General features: G+C 38.9%; 17 protein-coding genes and 1 riboswitch. All 17 genes read left to right on the forward strand.

What is annotated here, in order from left to right:
- Window positions 1-149 precede the first annotated feature (149 nt).
- A riboswitch (purine riboswitch) is annotated at window positions 150-253 on the reverse strand.
- Window positions 254-607: 354 nt separating this feature from the next.
- The 17 genes from BM195_RS07910 to BM195_RS07985 all read left to right on the forward strand — a co-directional run bounded on the left by BM195_RS07910 (window position 608) and on the right by BM195_RS07985 (window position 17,872).
- Complete coding sequence (locus BM195_RS07910; protein WP_090236206.1) at window positions 608-1,252, forward strand: TetR/AcrR family transcriptional regulator; 645 nt, start codon at window positions 608-610, stop codon at window positions 1,250-1,252.
- 173 nt (window positions 1,253-1,425) lie between these two features.
- Entirely contained in the window at window positions 1,426-2,559 is a 1,134-nt protein-coding gene (gene solA, locus BM195_RS07915; RefSeq protein WP_090236207.1) for an N-methyl-L-tryptophan oxidase, read from the forward strand.
- Window positions 2,560-2,603: 44 nt separating this feature from the next.
- Window positions 2,604-3,635: a TRAP transporter substrate-binding protein DctP gene (gene dctP / locus BM195_RS07920; RefSeq protein WP_090236209.1), complete on the forward strand. Its 1,032-nt coding sequence runs from the start codon at window positions 2,604-2,606 to the stop codon at window positions 3,633-3,635.
- 13 nt (window positions 3,636-3,648) lie between these two features.
- Window positions 3,649-4,158 (forward strand): TRAP transporter small permease, encoded by a 510-nt coding sequence (locus tag BM195_RS07925; protein ID WP_090236214.1) that lies wholly within the window; start codon window positions 3,649-3,651, stop codon window positions 4,156-4,158.
- Between the two features lie 2 nt (window positions 4,159-4,160).
- Complete coding sequence (locus BM195_RS07930; RefSeq protein WP_090236220.1) at window positions 4,161-5,468, forward strand: TRAP transporter large permease; 1,308 nt, start codon at window positions 4,161-4,163, stop codon at window positions 5,466-5,468.
- A gap of 18 nt (window positions 5,469-5,486) precedes the next feature.
- The gene (gene solA / locus BM195_RS07935) at window positions 5,487-6,611 is read left to right on the forward strand and encodes an N-methyl-L-tryptophan oxidase (RefSeq protein WP_090236224.1); all 1,125 of its coding nucleotides are present in this window, start codon (window positions 5,487-5,489) and stop codon (window positions 6,609-6,611) included.
- A 236-nt stretch (window positions 6,612-6,847) separates the two neighbouring features.
- Window positions 6,848-7,150 carry a zinc-binding metallopeptidase family protein gene (locus tag BM195_RS18975; protein WP_342028022.1) on the forward strand — a complete coding sequence of 101 codons (303 nt, stop codon included), beginning with the start codon at window positions 6,848-6,850 and terminating at the stop codon, window positions 7,148-7,150.
- Window positions 7,111-7,296, forward strand: coding sequence for a M20/M25/M40 family metallo-hydrolase (locus tag BM195_RS18980; protein WP_342028023.1), 186 nt, complete (start codon window positions 7,111-7,113; stop codon window positions 7,294-7,296). The genes BM195_RS18975 and BM195_RS18980 overlap by 40 nt, the downstream gene beginning before the upstream one ends.
- Entirely contained in the window at window positions 7,293-7,871 is a 579-nt protein-coding gene (locus BM195_RS18985) for a M20/M25/M40 family metallo-hydrolase (protein ID WP_342028024.1), read from the forward strand. Before BM195_RS18980 ends, BM195_RS18985 begins: the two co-directional genes overlap by 4 nt.
- A gap of 358 nt (window positions 7,872-8,229) precedes the next feature.
- Complete coding sequence (locus BM195_RS07950; RefSeq protein WP_090236231.1) at window positions 8,230-9,426, forward strand: M14 family zinc carboxypeptidase; 1,197 nt, start codon at window positions 8,230-8,232, stop codon at window positions 9,424-9,426.
- Window positions 9,427-9,990: 564 nt separating this feature from the next.
- A complete protein-coding gene (nhaC, locus tag BM195_RS07955; RefSeq protein WP_090236234.1) occupies window positions 9,991-11,403 on the forward strand; it encodes a Na+/H+ antiporter NhaC in 1,413 nt (470 codons plus the stop codon).
- A 202-nt stretch (window positions 11,404-11,605) separates the two neighbouring features.
- Window positions 11,606-12,232, forward strand: coding sequence for a GAF domain-containing protein (locus BM195_RS07960; RefSeq protein ID WP_090236236.1), 627 nt, complete (start codon window positions 11,606-11,608; stop codon window positions 12,230-12,232).
- Complete coding sequence (locus BM195_RS07965; RefSeq protein ID WP_090236239.1) at window positions 12,229-13,224, forward strand: PucR family transcriptional regulator; 996 nt, start codon at window positions 12,229-12,231, stop codon at window positions 13,222-13,224. Before BM195_RS07960 ends, BM195_RS07965 begins: the two co-directional genes overlap by 4 nt.
- A gap of 81 nt (window positions 13,225-13,305) precedes the next feature.
- Window positions 13,306-14,757 carry an aldehyde dehydrogenase family protein gene (locus tag BM195_RS07970; protein WP_090236243.1) on the forward strand — a complete coding sequence of 484 codons (1,452 nt, stop codon included), beginning with the start codon at window positions 13,306-13,308 and terminating at the stop codon, window positions 14,755-14,757.
- On the forward strand, window positions 14,721-15,665 hold the full coding sequence (locus tag BM195_RS07975) for an NAD(P)-dependent oxidoreductase (RefSeq protein WP_280141248.1): 945 nt from the start codon (window positions 14,721-14,723) through the stop codon (window positions 15,663-15,665). The genes BM195_RS07970 and BM195_RS07975 overlap by 37 nt, the downstream gene beginning before the upstream one ends.
- 98 nt (window positions 15,666-15,763) lie before the next feature.
- The gene (locus BM195_RS07980) at window positions 15,764-16,966 is read left to right on the forward strand and encodes a M20 family metallopeptidase (RefSeq protein ID WP_090236246.1); all 1,203 of its coding nucleotides are present in this window, start codon (window positions 15,764-15,766) and stop codon (window positions 16,964-16,966) included.
- A 90-nt stretch (window positions 16,967-17,056) separates the two neighbouring features.
- Window positions 17,057-17,872, forward strand: coding sequence for a DUF3100 domain-containing protein (locus BM195_RS07985; RefSeq protein WP_090236248.1), 816 nt, complete (start codon window positions 17,057-17,059; stop codon window positions 17,870-17,872).
- Window position 17,873 lies beyond the last annotated feature (1 nt).

Here is a 17,873-nt window from a genome sequence, read left to right on the forward strand (position 1 = left end):
TCCCACCGCAGCTATGGACGGGGACCTATTAAAATAGTCCGGAAAACAGCAGAATGATTCTATTTCCCGGACTAATGAAAGTTAAAGTAACCATAGCGTGGCAAGTTAGACACTGGTTCTGATTAGCAGAACAGCATCAATAGACCAGACACCGATATACTTTACCCCGTAGTCCGGCTCTTGCGATGGGAACCAGGTAGAGACGCTCAGACCATATTACTGAGGATATACGAGTGCTAATATTCAATTCTAATATGGTGATAATATAACAGACTCATAGAGGATGATCAAGGGTAAATATGAACGTTTAGTCTGAAAATAAACATAAATGTTCGGTTTTTGCAGGACCAGTGTGGCAGGTTCCTGTATGGTGCAAATGATCAGCAGGAGTTTAGGGAAAGATGTCGAAATAAGTAGGCAGGTGATGTAAAGATATCGGAAATGCGCTGTCGTAAATTTAAACTGAAATTGGTTAAACCTTGAATAGGCAGTACTTCCATATTAATATAACAGAAACTCGAATAAATAAATATAGAATGAATGGAGAAGGATTACGTTCTTCTAACTTAAGTAATTCATTAAATAATAGAAGGAGCTAAGAAAATAGATGAATACTTTTGAAAAGCTATCAGAAGAAAAGCAGACAACTATCTTGGATGGAGCGACAGAATGCTTTGCAGATAAAGGATATTATGGAGCGAGCATTAAGGAGATCTGTTCAAAAGCTAATATATCAAATGGTGCGCTTTATAAGTATTTTACAAATAAAGAAGAATTGTTTTTAGCTGTACTACATAAATGTCAGGAAATCCTGGTGGAAAATTTATACGAAAAGTATACACATATTAAACATTCGCTTGTACATACAGTTGAAAACTATTTGGAAGAGATTGTAAAAATCCATCAGAAGTATCCGAACTACATTAAGGTTTATGCAAACTTGGGTTCAAATAACGTTGAGCATTTCTTAAAAAATTTGCACAGTCCTTTTACCAAATCCGCAAATTATATACATAATATGGTATCTGAGGCGAAAGCAAATGGCGAAATTTTATTGGATATATCCGAGAACGAGCTATCCCTCTTGCTGGATAATTACTTTATTTTGTTTTTAAGTTCACTTGTTTCGGATTATCATGATCTACGCTTCCGTTTCTTTCTTCGAATGACACCAGAAGAAAACTTAACAAATAAGAGGAAAATTGAATTTATCTTAGATTCAATAACTCCATTTTTGGCAAAAACTGAATAAAAAATTGAAGCTGATCCATATATGATTATTGGATCACTTTTTATTCCTGATAAAAGTTTTAGATAACTTTTAATATTTTTTATTGACAAATAAATAGATATTGGTATTATATTTAGAAAGTGAACGTTCACTCTCTATTTTGTTAAGTACTTTTTCCCGAAGGAGCATTAATTATGAAGAAAAACGTAGCGGTAATAGGTTTGGGTACGATGGGTAGTATGGTTTCATGGCAACTGGCAAAAAAAGGGGTCAGTGTAACTGGTTTTGAACAATTTGGAATTGGTCATGACCGTTCAGCGGTGGGCGGAGAGTCAAGGTTGTTTCGGACAGCATACCGTGAAGGTGCGGAATATGTACCCCTTTTAAGACGGGCCAGACAATTGTGGTGTGACTTGGAAGAACAAAGCGGCAACCGTTTACTGTCACTCATTGGTGGTCTCACAATTGGTAAAGCTGATTCAGTAAATGTTAGAAACGTCCTTAAAAGCATTCTTGATTATAATATTCAACATAAATTATATGATGTGAAGGAAGCTCAACCGTTATTCCCTCAACATAGATTTGATTCTGACGATGCCATTATTCTTGACAAGGAAGCTGGTTATTTGCGACCGGAACTCGCTGTCGTTGCAGCAATCAACCAAGCTGAGAAACATGGAGCTGTTATCAAGCGTAATACGAAAATTGAAGATATAGAAAACACTGACCAAGGAGTCACGGTTATTGCTAACGGGAAAAGATTTACCTTTGATGAGGTGGTTGTGACGGGAGGATCCTGGGTGAAAGAACTGTTACCACAGTATAAGAAGATTATTCAACCAAGGAGAATTATTATGACATGGTTTGTCCCTAAGGATCTCAGTAAATTCCAGGATGAAAACTTTCCTACATTTGCCAGAACGACGGAAAAATATGATTTTTTCGGTATACCAACTTTAGATCAAAGCATGATCAAAGTTGCATTAATTGGTTCTGAGGAGGCAATAAACAATCCCGATTTACTGGAAAACAACATTAGTATGGAAGAAATAGCGGCTCCAATCGAAATTGCCTCTTCTTATTTTAATAATCTCAACCCCGATCCGGTTCGTTTAAGTGCACATATGGACGCTTATACTCCTGACGATCACGCATTGGTTGGCAGGTTGAATGATAAATCTAATGTCATCGTCATGTCAGGATTCTCCGGTCATGGTTTTAAATTAGCCCCGGTTATGGGAGAAGTTGCTTCAGAATTAATTTTGGATGATCGGACGGAGCATAGTATTGAACATTTAAACCCTGATCGATTTGACAAAAGCGGATGATCATCCGTCGGTTGTTAACAATGAAATAAAAAAGGAGTGATCCCATGAGAAAAACGATTATATTTTCTGTTAGTGTTATATTTCTTTTATTACTCGCAGCTTGCGGCGGGAATGATGGAACTTCAGAAGCTTCAAATAATAGTAATGGTGAGAACATGACCTTAAGAGTAGCTGGTCAGAATAATGAAGATCACCCAAATACAGTTGCACTTGAAAAGATGGCAGAAACAGTTTCTGAAAAAACAGATGGGTGCATTGAGATGGAAGTATATCCTGCAAATCAGCTGGGAGATTATACGCTAATGTATGAAGAGATTGGAAAAGGCACGGTGGACATGGGATTAATTTCTACGCCTACCCACTTGGACAGTCGTCTTGAAATGAATATTCTCCCATATCTATTTACTAATTACGACCAGGTAAGGGAGCATTTTCAACTGGATACTTTTTTTGGAGAAACTTTACAAGAAATACACAATGAGCAGAATATTCAATTGCTAGGTTTCTTTGCGGAAGGATTTGGAGGGATTGGTACAACGAAAGAAATAACGGCCCCATTAGAGTATGGAGCGGATAAAGACGTACTCCTTCGTGTGCCTCAAATTGATATCACGACACAGAATGCCAAACAATTAGGGTTTAATACAGTATCCGTCCCTTATGCAGAACTCTACACAGCGCTGCAGTCAGGCACTGCTGAAGGTTGGACAGGCGGTCATCCACTCGTAAATTATTTGCAGTATAGTGATATTATTACACATTATTACCAGTATAATGATTTCTTTGAAGCGACGCATTTGCTGGTTAACAAGGATTTGTTTGATGGTTTAAGTGAAGAAGATCAGAAAGCCATACAGGAAGCAAGTAATGTATTGACTGAAGAAAGTTTTGATGTGGCAGAAGAGAATGAAAAGATGTACCGAGAAAAAATGGAAGAAGAAGGTATCGAAGTGTATGAGTTTACGGATGAAGAATTGACTACATTGGCCGAAAAAGCAAGAGAAAACGTATGGCCGGAAGCAGAGGAAACGATCGGAAGAGAATTATTGGATAAATTAATTGAAAACGTTCAATAGGGAGGGGGAAACCTTGAAAAAATATGTTTATTCCATTTGGAACTTCCTATTAAATCTGCAAAAAGGAATTATGATTATATCAAGCATACTTATATTGCTGGGTCTGGTAGCGACTGTTTTGCTGCGATATATCTTCCAGGCTGATTTATATGGCCTGGAAGAGTTAATTCTTATCCCTGCATTTTGGATGTATTTTATGGGAGCTTCTTATGGAACCCACCTTGATACCCATATTACGGCGGATCTCACAAAAGTCTACATTAAAGATGAACGAATAAAATCAATGGTTCAGTTGCTAAACACGGTTATTTGCCTTGTTATAGCTATTGTTTTTACTTTTTGGGCCAATAGCTTTGTTATATGGAGTATCAACAGCGGCGGCAACTCAAGTGCTTGGAAATACCCACTATATATTCCCCAAAGCGCCATAATGATCGGATTCATACTAATGTCACTATACTTGGCAGTGAAGATGGTTAATGATGCAAAAATTTTAGTTGCTCGTAGCGGTAAGGGGTTATGACGATGGAAATTATCTTGCTGATTGCACTATCACTTTTAATCGTATTATTGCTAATTGGTGTACCGGCTGTATTCGCATTTTTGGGAGCAACACTTTATTTGGTGATATCTCAGGATTATGACCCCAGCTTTTTACTTCCATATGGATATAGTCAATTGAGTTCTACTGTTCTGTTAGCTATTCCTTTATTTATAATTGCTGGCAAGCTAATGGAATATGGGGGTATGGGCAAGGTCATTATCGATTGGACAGAAATCATAGTTGGTAAAGTTAAAGGCGGGCTCGGCATTGTAACTATATTTGCCTGTGCTATTTTCGGATCTATTTCGGGAAGTGCGATGGCGGCCCTCTCTACTATCGGGTCAATTATGTTTGGCAAACTCGAAGAAAGAGGATATCCAAGAGGCTATTCCGCTTCTCTCGTTTCCAATTCTTCTGTCTTAGGGCTCTTAATTCCACCAAGCGGTATTATGATTTTATATGCATGGCTCAGTAATCAATCTGTACTGGCAAGCTTTTTATCAACAGTGATTCCCGGTGTTATTTTAATTGTACTGTTAAGTATTATCAATATTGTGTATATGAGAAATAAAACATTAACTTCTGCACCTGTGCTCGATACAGAGTTTAATAAATACAAGTCAAAAAGATTCGGAATTAAGACAGTTGTTGCTATTCCAGGCCTGGTCATGCCAATACTGGTTCTTGGAGGTATTTACAGTGGTATCATGACTACAACCGAAGCAGCTGCTGTGGCAGCATTCTATGCCATTCCAATCGGATTATGGGTTTATAAAGGACTGAAATTCAAAGACTTTAAAACAGTATTTGTTGATGCGGCCACGACAACCGGTATCATTATGGTTATGGTGTTTGCGATCATGATCCTTAGCAGAATTTATGTTATGGAAGATATTCCTGAGCTTATTACAAATATTTTGTTCTCAGTAACCGAAAATACGATTCTATTAATGCTTATGATTAATGTATTTATGATAATTATCGGGATGCTTATGGACGATGTTAGTGGGGCGCTGCTTACTACACCTATTCTGCTTCCAATTGTTGTAAACCTTGGCGTAGATCCTGTTCATTTTGCAGCAATTCTGGCCGTGAACTTAGGAATGGGGAACATTACACCGCCAACTGCTCCATTACTTTACTTTGGAGGTCAATTAGCGAAGGCCCCGATAAATGAGATGCTTAAACCAACGTTGATTATTCTCTTATGTGCCTGGCTGCCAACGCTGATTATCGTAACCTATATTCCGGAGGTTTCTTTATTTCTGCCAAACTTATTATTAGATTAATAGAAAGGTGGTTAGATTATGTCTTATGATGTCGTTATTATCGGAGCAGGATCGATGGGAATGGCTGCTGGTTATTATCTAAGCAAAGCGAATAAATCGGTTGCACTAATAGACAAATATGACCCGCCCCATTCAGAGGCCTCTCATCATGGAGAAAGCAGACTCATTCGTCACGCCTATGGGGAAGGGGAAAATTATGTACCACTCGCCTTGCGTTCACAGGAACTTTGGCAAGCAATGGAAAAACAAGCTGGTACGAGCGTTTTTTTGCAGACTGGTGTTTTAAATATTGGTACGGAGAAATCTTTATTTTTAAAAAATGTTATCCAATCGGCAAAAACATTTTCTCTTCCTGCTGTAGTATTGACATCCCAACAAATTAATGAAAGGTGGCCAGGTTACAGTCTTCCCGGAAATTTAATGGGATGCTTTGAAAAAAATTCTGGTATATTAATGAGTGAAAAGGCAATCAATTCTTTTCGAAAACTGGCTGTTAGAGATGGAGCTGAAATTTATCCAAATTCAAAAATCCAATTGATTGAAGCAAATGATAATAAGGTTAAAGTTAACCTAAATGACCAGGTTATTGAAGGCAACCAACTTATTATAACGGCTGGTAAAGGAACTAATCAAGTTACAGCTCATCTTGAGAGAAAACTACCGATTACTCCAGTACGAAAAACTTTTTCCTGGTTTCATTCCGATGAAAATTTATATAGTCCGGAAGTATTCCCGGCGTGGTCATTTAACGATGAAAACAGTACTTATTATGGTTTTCCAAGCTTAAATCACAGTGGCGTGAAAATTGGAAGGCATGATGGGGGTCACGAGCTTCGGCCGAATGAAAAATTGGAGGTTTTTGGGACATATTCTGAAGACAGTGAAGTGACATCAAGTTTTGCTGAAAAGTATTTTTCTCAAAAAGCCCAACATAAAGAAGGGAAGGTTTGTACGTATACGAACAGCCCTGATGGCGATTTTATTATTGATCGACTGCCAGGTTATCAAAATATTATGGTAGCCTGTGGGTTTTCCGGACATGGTTTTAAATTCAGCAGTGCAATAGGGGAAGTTTTATCACAGATGGTTTTAAAGAATAAACCCGATATAGATATTTCGAATTTTGGATTGAGCAGATTTTGAGATAGCGTGGTTGTCATCTCCGGGCGGTACGGCATTGAAGCAACGTTTCCGCCTATTTTTTGTTTTTTTTAATAATAGTAGAGTGACAAAATATCAAGGAAAAGTTTTTCTGGATTCCTCAGCCATTTATAAGCTGTTAAGTGAGTTGGAAAAGGAACAGTCAACCATTAAATCAGATCATGTTTTATAAAAATTTTCTCTATAAATATTAATAATTAAATTGAGGGAGTGATAAAATGGAACAATTATTCACTAAGTTGGATGCTGTATTCGATGAAATGGTAAACATACGACGCCATCTACATCAGCATCCTGAGCTGTCTTTTAAAGAGGAGAAAACGGCGGCTTATATTGCTGATTTCCATAAAAAATTAGGTCATGATGTGCGTACGAATGTAGGGGGTAATGGGGTCTTGGCGTATCTGAAGGGAGCAAAGACAGGTCCTACAGTTGCGATGCGTGCAGACTTTGACGCACTTCCAATACATGAGTTAAACCGATGTTCCGTGTTCTGTTTAAATCTGTTCATGATGGTGTGATGCATGCTTGTGGTCATAACGGCCATACAGCAGCTTTATTAGGTCTTGCAAAAGTGCTGAATGAGATGACGTCTGAAATAGAAGGCACAATTGTTTTCCTCCACCATCATGCCGAGGAGCTTCCGCCCGGGGAGCAGTCTCTATGATTGATGATGGCTGTCTGGATGATGTGGATGTCATATTTGGCACCCACTTACAAGCTCAAATGCTGCTTGGTGAGATTGGATATCGGTCAGGTGCGCTTCAGGCAGCCCCCGATCGATTTGATATTACAATCCAAGGTGAAGGGACAGGCGCATATAGCATTGTCATTGGCGGGGAGCTTATCAATAATTTACAGCAAATTGTCAGCAGAAGGGTAGATCCGCTTGATTCAGCGGTTGTATCTATTTGTAACTTTGAAGCAAAGAATCCTTATAATGTCATTGCGAATACCGCTGGATTGACGGGAACTGTCCGTACCTTTAAAGAAGAAACCCGCAACTTTATCGAGCAAGAAATAGAAGAAGTGATTAAGGGAACATGTCAGGTGTCCGGTGCCAGTTATCAGTATACGTTTACACGCGGATATCCAACACTCGTGAATCATGAGGAGGAAACAGCAATTGTTACAGAAACTGTCCATGATGTCCCGGGTGTTGAAAAAGTTACTGAGACACCGCCGATTATGGGTGGAGAAGACCTACGATCGGCCGTTCATGGACAGACTTTGTTAAATTAGGCTGGAAAACAGTTGTTGTTGGTATGTGTGTATTGCTTGGGTTATTTTTAGGATCTGCTATCGTGGCAGAAATTATTTTAAGGTTTCAGGGCGTTATTTAGAGCCGATGCTGTTCTCGCTGTTTCGAATTCCGGGCATAAATATTTGCCTATTGTAGCCACTTATTACAGCAGGAAAGTGACAATCCCTTAACAGGTCGAAAGTATTGTACCTGACATTTGTCCCATTCATACGATGTCCAATTGCATATAAGTTCAGTTACTAAAGATTCATTTTCTAATTTACGGAAGGTATTTAATTATTTGAAAAAGAATAGATAAAGTGGAAGTTAAATGAATATTATGGAGGGATTTTTTAGATGAGGAGAAAAAAGCAGAGGCTTGCATTGGCTTGTAGTGCTGTTTTGTTAAGCGCAGGGATGTTGGCTCCCACGTATGATTCACTAGTAAAAGCTAACCCAGCTTCCTCTATTATGGAAAAACCACCGGTATCGGGCTTTATAAGCCATGATGAACTGACTCAAAAATTAGATCAGATCGAGCAAACGAGTCAAGGAAATGTGGAGGTAGAAGTTGCTGGTTATTCCAATCAAGGCCGTGAAATTTACAAAGCAACGATTGGGTCGGGGGATAAAGTGGCATTCATTCAAAGTGAAATTCACGGCAATGAAAAAGTTGGTACAAAAGCGCTGCTAGACATGATCAAACAGATTGGGTCAAATAATTCTCCTGAAATGAGACAGCTTAGGGAAGAATTAACGATTGTTGCCATGCCGATGATCAACCCGGATGCGACAGAACTGAATCGTCGTGGAAATGAAATGACATGGGATGAAGTGACATCAGCATTTCCACAACTGCAAACTGCCGAACCTTCCTGGAACTATTATACCTATAAAAACCAATATTGGGATTATGAATCCAATCCAGGCTTCGATGTGAATCGGGACTTCAATCCTGATTTGAATTACACGCCACAGCCTGAGGATTTTCCAGGTTCATCTTCAGAACCGGGATGGTATATCACACCTGAATCCCAAACGGTGCGAGATGTTTATAAAGACTTGCAGGATCAATTTGGTACCGTCGATGTTTTCGTAGATTTGCACCATCAAGGAGAATATGTCATAGATGGCACGGATGATCCAGTTACCCTCTCGCTTTCCGGCGTGTTCGTACCACATCCAGATACTGAAGAGGGCGAGAAATACAGTGAATACGCAGACCAATATAATGTTGATTTTTCCAAGCAATTGAATGTTGCTGCATATGATGCGTTACAACAAATGGGGAATTCACCATTTGGAAACATTTCATTATATCCCCAAGATTTGGATTTACCTGGAACAGCACTTGGCTCCTTTGCATTAAATGGAAGCGGCACTGTCATATTTGAAATAACCGGACAAACACAAGACTTCGGACAAAAGAAAATGGGACAACTGAACAAAGCAGTCAAAAATGGTTTATACGGTATATTAAATAGCTTTGCAACAGGGAAAGTTCATGACTTAGATGTTGAAAGATATGATGATATACCGTTGACAGACAGGTAAATAATCATGTTAGACATTGGCTCGGAAAGTCATAAGAATAATGGGCTTTAACTCTTGATGAAGACGATTTTAAAGCCAAACATCCCGTATAACTTTTATAGTGATGCGGGATGTTTTTTAGCTATTTGTTATTTTTGGACTCTTTTTAACGGCTAATTTAATCATTTAACTCTATTATCGCTATCATTCAATGTTAAAACGACGTTCTTTAATGCCAATTTAATAGAAGAAACTGGTCCGATTCCTATAATAGTTGGATCGACACCGCGGTTCCCCATGAAACGATACGTACCAGGGGTGTTGTTTTGTTGTTTGACATAAGTTTCTGATACGAGTACAACCGCTGATGTATTATCATGTATTCCGCTCGCAGTCCTGCCGTTATCTAGTGGGCGCATGGACTTGTACAAATTATTCCCAAGGTGACCTGGGGTGAAACGAGAGCTACGTGGATTCTCTATAAAACTTAATTTAATTATTTAAAATATTGACACTTTGGCACATATAAATTAAGATAATTAGAAATTATCTTAAAAATATTTTTAATAAGGGGGGAGTATTTTAATGAATCAAGTATTGTCATTAGGGAAAGTGCTTACATTGTTGTTTGTATCTTTTTTAGTGGTACTAGGCGGGGTACTTTATCTTGATGCGCCAACTAACATAATTCTTATTTTGGCAGGTATGTCAGTTATTATTCTATCTATGATATGGGGCATAAAATGGCAGGCTATTGAAGATGATTTAATGGAAACGTTAAAGTCAATGTTTAAGCCCATATTAATACTGTTGGCAGTTGGGATGTTAACGGGCTCTTGGATGTTATCTGGAACGATTCCTTTAATTATATATTATGGATTGTTAAGTATCGATCCGCTATTTTTTTTAGTTATCACGGCAATCATTTGTGCGGTCATGTCTGTTATGGCTGGGACATCGTGGGGAACAATAGGTACGGTAGGGGTTGCATTAATGGGTGTTTCTATTGGCCTTGGGATACCTGTTGAGTACACTGCCGGTTCAATTGTGGTAGGTGCCTTTTTTGGAGACAAACTTTCACCTTTATCAGATACCACTGTCATGGCATCTGCTATGGCAGACGTTAATATAATCGATCATATAAAACATATGCTTTGGACAACGATACCAGGATTTGTGATTTCATTAGTGCTGTATTTTATTTTGGGAATTCAATATGGCGGTGGAACGGAACAGCAGGAAAATATTAATATGATTGTAAATACACTTCAAGAGAATTTTAATCTAAATCCGATATTGATTATTCCGCCTTTTATTATTTTAACATTGATTTATTTCAAGAAGCCAACATTACCCGCATTTGCAGCAGGTATTATAGCAGGCGTATTGCTGGCAATTATTTTTCAAGGAAGTACCCTTTTAGAGTTTATTAATGTATTAGAGAATGGGTATATTAGTTCTACCGATATTCCTCTAGTGGATGAAATATTGCAAAGAGGCGGCTTAGCAAGCATGTTGGGTACTGTTTCACTTCTAATAGGTGCAGCAATCTTCGGGTCACCATTAAAGACAGCTGGAGTTATATCTACTTTACTTGATAAAATTATGCATGCGGCCAAAAATTCAAAAACAATCATGACATCCACTCTGGGTTTGCACGGGTTACTTTTTACAATAACGGGAAGTTACTATGTCACATATGCAGTTTTAGGGCCGATTATAAGTCCTTTATATGATAAGTACAAACTTTATCGTAAAAATTGGTCGAGAACCATGGAGGATACCGGTACTACTTTGTCTCCAATGATACCCTGGGGAGTAACAGGCGCATTTATTGTGGATACACTTGAAGTTTCAACAGGGGAGTTTATTTTATATGCACCTATGACCTATCTTGGAATAATATTTGCTCTAATTTATATTTACACTGGTGTGGGTGTTCCTAAAAAGAAATCTCAAGATGGTGAATCTGTGAAAGCGGATGTCAAAGTGAATTAACACACGAATCATTTATTTTCCAGGAGTTTCCGTTGAATTTTATGCGGGTAATTTGTGGATTTGATACCGATAATTGGATGAAGATCTATAATCTCATAAAAGCCAATGTCCAGCTTTTACAAACTATTAAAATCAATTAATACGAGTGAAAAAGATTGAACATAAACGTTTGTTTTTTTGGTAACCCATAAGGGGGGGACCCATGCGACACCAATACAATTTTAATCCACAAACAGCTTCAAAGCTTTTGGAACTTAATAAATTATTAACGCAGTCTCTGAAATTAGAAAGCGTATTGCAAAATGTTATAGCGGCTGCCAGTGAATTAATAGAGATAGCTGATACGTTTATCGTTTATCTTTATGATGAATCGGCAGATAAACTTAAGTTAGCTGAAGGCAAAGGCATTCATGAAGAGTCATTAAAAAAAGTTGCTTTTGATCCGGGAGAGTCAATAGCCGGGAAAGTGTTTAGGGATAGAGAACCTAAACTGTTTACGTCCGAACAGGAAATTGATCGCTATATGAGCAACATGTCGAAAGTGAATTATCGGTATTATTACAAAGGGGTATATAAACAAAAAATCAAAAGTGCTTTTTGTGTGCCTATATTAAATCGAAATCGTTGTCTTGGTGTCCTTGTAGTCGATAATTTTAAGGAGAATGGCATTTTTGCAGAGGAAGATATGCAAGTCATCCGTGTGGTTGCCGAGCAAAGTGCGATTGCTATCGAGAATTCAAACGTCTATCACAATCTGAAAGAAAAAAATGATTTGTTAGCCCAATCTATTTCAATTCATACCAAATATTATCGGTTGATGGGGGGATGAATGAAATTATTTCCCTGCTGGAATCATTAATTGATTCAAAAGTAGCCCATTATCCGACAAATCATTATGAAGAAGATCAAACAGTTTTCCCTATAAAACGCGGCAATGAAGTTTTGGGTATTTTGAAGCTGGATCAACCGTTTAACGAATTTAGCAGAATCGACCAAGTTGCTATAGAGAATGCAAGTTTAGCTATAGCAATCGATTTAATGAAAGATCATGCATTACTTGAAAACGAGCTGCAATTCCGTGAAGAAGTTTTTAATCAGATGATAGAGGGTATTTCGGAAAAAGATATTCACCGTATTATTCATTATTTTAACTGGGATGAAGATTGGCACGTACAGTGCATGATTATTGAAGGTAATGATGAACCATTATGGCGGAACGATCAAATCAAAGATAAGGAAAGGCTTGTCAGATCGATAGAACACATGATCACCGATATCTGTGGTCATAGTTTAATATTAACACAAGCTTTTCAATTAATTGTGATTTTCCCCTCATTGCATGTCGATACTACGCATAATATCATAAAAAATATAAAATCCATCTGTAGAACAGCGAACCAGCTCCTTTTTGGTGTGGGTCGGCAGACAACAATACACCATATAGCAACTTCTTACCAAGAAGCTATCCGTTCGATTGGTTATGCCAAGTCAAGTCAAGATGTCAATATTGTAGAATATGCAAAGCTTGGAGCGGAACGATTATTGCATAATATTGATGATTCTACGGCTGACTTGTTTATCCGGGACAAACTCGGCAAACTTCTTATTAAAGATCGTGTTCTTCTGGACACACTTAAAGCATTTGCCAACCATCATAAGCAGCATAATGAAACCGCAGCGTATCTTCATATTCATGTTAATACACTTTATTATCGGCTCAAAAGAATAGAAGCGTTACTTGATATCAATTTAAAAAATGAACAAGACTGGTTTGATATCGTCATCGCTTTACGACTATTTGTGGCGAGCAACAAAAATTAAATGGAATCTTTGTTGCCCGCCACATTTATTTGTACAATTTTAATTATTATAATGATTAAAACGCTTACAAGGAGGACACTGATGACAACGACATATTCTAACTATATTGATGGGACTTGGATTTCATCCGTAACCGGTGAACTGTTTTCAAGTATTAACCCTGCTCAAACAGAAGATATTCTTGGTTATTTTCAGGCATCAAATGAAGCGGATGTTGAAAAAGCGATTGCTGCTGGTGAACGTTCCTTTCCGGAATGGTCTGGAATCGCTGCGCCTAAACGTGGAGAGGTAATATTTCGGTTAATTCAGCTCCTTGAAGAACAACAAGATGAATTGGCAACTTTGATTACAAAAGAGGTAGGGAAGACATATCATGATGCTCAGGGTGAAGTGAAGAAAACAATTGAAGCCATGAAACAGTTCAGTGGAGAGGCGACACGTCTTGATGGTGAAACAGTACCATCCCAGGATAGTGATATTTTTGCTTACACAGTACGAGAGCCACTGGGGGTGGTTGGTGTGGTTGCACCATATAATTTCCCACTTGGTATCGGCATATGGAAAATTGCGCCTTCCATTATTGCCGGTAATACGGTTGTTTTTAAACCTGCAAGTAACACGTCATTAATTAGTGTTAAAATGATTGAATTGCTCGAGAAGGCAGGTGTTCCGGCTGGTGTGGTCAACATGGTGACAGGTTCAGGAAGTGTGATAGGCAAGGTGCTTGGCAATCATCCAAAAATAAAAGGAGTGTCGTTTACCGGTTCTACTGAAGTAGGTCTTTCGTTAGGAAAATCAGTAACCAATAGAGGGGCACGGATGCAGGCAGAGATGGGAGGTAAGAACCCGTCTATTATTCTGGAGGATACCGATATTAATGAGACCATTGAAAATATTGTTATAAGCGGGTTTTTGGATAATGGTCAGCGATGTACAGGAACAAGTCGTCTGATTGTACCAAAGTCAATCGCAAAAGAAGTGACTGAAAAGCTAGTAGCTAAAGCCAATTCACTCAATATTGGGAACGGTTTTGGGCAGAACGTGGATAACGGTCCGGTTATTGATGAAAATCAGCTGAATACGTATTTGCACTATGTGGATGTTTCCATTAATGAAGGTGCCGTTTTAGAGTGTGGTGGCAAACGTTTAACCGATCATGGCAGGGATAAAGGCTATTTTGTTGCACCTACAGTATTCAGCAATGTTACTTCGGAGCATACCATTTTTCATGAAGAAATCTTTGCGCCAGTAATTGCGATCATTGAAGCTGATTCCTATGAGGACGCCTTGACCATTGCGAATGACAGTGATTTTGGATTGTCCTCGACGATTTATACAAATGATCTGAAGAAAGCCATGCATTTTGTTCGAAATATTGAGTCAGGTGTGACGCATGTCAACATACCATCCAATTATTTCGAAAATCAATATCCGTTTGGAGGAAAAAAGTCATCCAGCATAGGCCCCCGTGAACAAGGATCTACAGCACTTGATTTTTGGACAGATTACAAGACAGTTTATATAAAAGCGTAGAAAGGGATTGTCATATGAAAAAAGCAGGAATAATAGGCTGTGGTCTGATGGGAAGCGGTATTGCACGGAATTTATTAAAGCATTACGACGATGTGTATGTTTATGATATTGATCAGAGGGCTGTTGAAAACCTTCAAAAGAATGGGGCCATTGCCGTCGATCGACCAGACGTGCTGGCAGAAGAAACAGATTTTCTGATTTTATCATTGCCTACACCGAAATTGATCGAAAAAACGGTAATGGATAAGGAAAACGGTATTATTCATGTTATGAAAAATGGCGCGTTTATTTTGGATATGAGTACCAATGATGTTCAAATGACAAGAAAACTGTATCATGCGGCGAAGAGCCATGGCGTTGACTTTTTTGATTGCCCATTAAGCGGTGGCCCTGAACGTGCAGCGAATGGGACTTTAACCATTATGGTCGGAGGAGATGATAAATCATTTCCATCAATTTTACCTGTTCTGCAATCCGTTGGCGATCATATCGAATATATCGGTGATATTGGATCGGGGCAAATAGTCAAGCTTTGTCATAACATGGTGGTTGGTGGTGTGATTACGTTATTAAGTGAAGCATTTATGACTGGTGAGAAAGCTGGTGTATCAAAAGAAAAGCTCGCCTCCATATTGCAAAAAGGTTCGGCGCATACACGTGCAATGGACGTGTTTGGGACGAACATTCTCGATCATACATTTGAAGATGTCAAATTTTCGTTAGCTAATATGAGCAAGGATATTCAGTTATATCGCAGTCTTACAGAACAGAATCAATTACCCGCATTTGCAAGCCACAACGTTCACCACCTTTTCCATTTAGCCAATGATCAAGGGAAAGGTATTTTGGATTCTTCGGCCATTTATCAGCTGTTAAGTGAGTTGGAAGAGGGAGCAGTCAAACATTAAAATCAAATAAGTGTGATGTTTTCTAAAGGTTTCCCCTGTAAATATCTGAACATTTGTATTAGTATAAGTATTAATAATTAAACTGAGGGAGTGATAAAATGGAACAATTATTCAGTAAATTGGATGCGGTATTTGATGAAATGGTAAACATACGCCAACATCTTCATCAGCACCCTGAGCTGTCTTTTAAAGAAGAGAAAACGGCAGCATATATTGCCAATTTCCATAAGGAGTTAGGTCATGATGTCCGCACCAATGTAGGGGGTAATGGGGTTTTGGCATATCTAAAGGGAGAAAAGCCAGGTCCTACAGTTGCTATACGTGCAGACTTTGACGCACTTCCAATACATGAGCAAACCGATGTTCCGTTTAAATCCGTTTATGACGGGGTTATGCATGCTTGTGGTCATGACGGGCATACAGCAGCTTTATTAGGTCTTGCAAAAGTGCTGAATGGAATGAATTCAGAAATAGAAGGCACAATTGTTTTTCTCCACCAACATGCCGAAGAGCTTCCGCCCGGGGGAGCTATTTCCATGATTGAAGATGGCTGTCTTGATGATGTGGATGTCATATTTGGTACCCATTTACAAGCACAAATGCCGCTTGGTGAGATTGGGTATCGATCAGGTGCGCTTCAGGCAGCCCCAGATCGATTTGATATTACAATTCAAGGTGAAGGAGGACATGGGGCGTATCCGCATAATACAAAAGACAGTATTGTTATTGGCGGGCAGCTTATCAATAATTTACAGCAAATTGTCAGCAGGAGGGTAGATCCGCTTGATTCAGCGGTTGTATCTATTTGTAACTTTGAAGCAAAGAATTCTTATAATGTCATTGCGGATACCGCTGAATTAACGGGGACTGTCCGTACGTTTAAAGAAGAAACTCGAACCTTCATTGAGAAAGAGATAGAAGAAGTGATTAAGGGAACATGCCAAGTCTCTGGTGCCAATTATCAGTATACGTATACACGTGGATATCCAACGCTTGTGAATCACGAAGAGGAAACAACATTTGCTGCAGAAGCTGCCCAGAATGTTCCGGGTGTTGAAAAAGTTACTGAGACACCGCCAATTATGGGTGGTGAAGACTACGCTTTTTACCTGCAGTACGTTAAAGGAACCTTCTTTTTTACAGGTGCCAAAAATCCAGAGTGGGAAAAAGCGTATCCGCACCATCATCCTAAATTTGATATTGATGAGAGGGCATTGCTGACAGCTGCGAAGGTTCTCGGGAAAACTGCATTGCTATATATGGAAGAACATTCAAGTGATTCGTTGAATGAAGCTGGTTGATCCTGATTACTCAAAGGAGCCTCTTTTGGGCTCCTGTTTTTATAAAAAAGCAGTTTTGAAGCGATTTAAACGACAGGGGGAGATAATGGAATGGCTGAACAGGTGATTAATATGTGGAAAGACTGGCGCTTACATTTGATTGTATTTTTAATTGTTATCGTAACAGAATTTATAGGAACACATGAAATTTCCCTAGGCCCAGGTGTTATTTTGTTATTACCTATGTTATATGCTGTCATTATAGGAATTAGCATATATTTCACACCATTGATAAAGGAAAAACAATCGATTAATGCAGAGCCGCTCGTATTTATATCGGTAACACTTCTTATTGCAAAATTCGGTGTACAAGCAGGTCCTGCATTGCCGGAATTAATTGAAGCGGGAGCAGCTATCGTACTGCAGGAGCTGGGAAATTTGGGAACCATTTTTTTGGCACTTCCACTTGCACTTTTTCTAGGATTAAAGCGTGAAAGTATTGGCATGACCCACTCGGTAGGCCGGGAACCGAATTTGGCGCTTATCACTGATAAATATGGTTTGTCTTCACCGGAGGGTCGCGGTGTTATGGCTATTTATATTTTTGGTACCGTATTTGGATCTGTTTTTATGGGGCTTGCTTCTGGTCTGTTGGCGACCATTACCCCTCTGCACCCGTATTCCTTTGCAATGGCAACAGGGGTGGGAAGCGGCAGTTTGGCTGCAGCTTCACTGGGACCGCTTGTTGCTGCATTTCCTGAAATGAGCGATACGATTACTGCATTTTCTGGTGCGAGTAATCTTCTTACATCTGTAACGGGGCTGTACGCTAGTATTATTATTGGATTACCTTTAACGGAAAAGCTGTATAAAGTCTTGACGAGAAGAAAAAATGATGATTCCGGCAATCAATCAAAGGTGGTGTAAT

The organism is Lentibacillus halodurans, from assembly GCF_900112045.1.
In the GTDB taxonomy this organism is placed as follows: Bacteria; Bacillota; Bacilli; order Bacillales; family Amphibacillaceae; genus Lentibacillus; species Lentibacillus halodurans.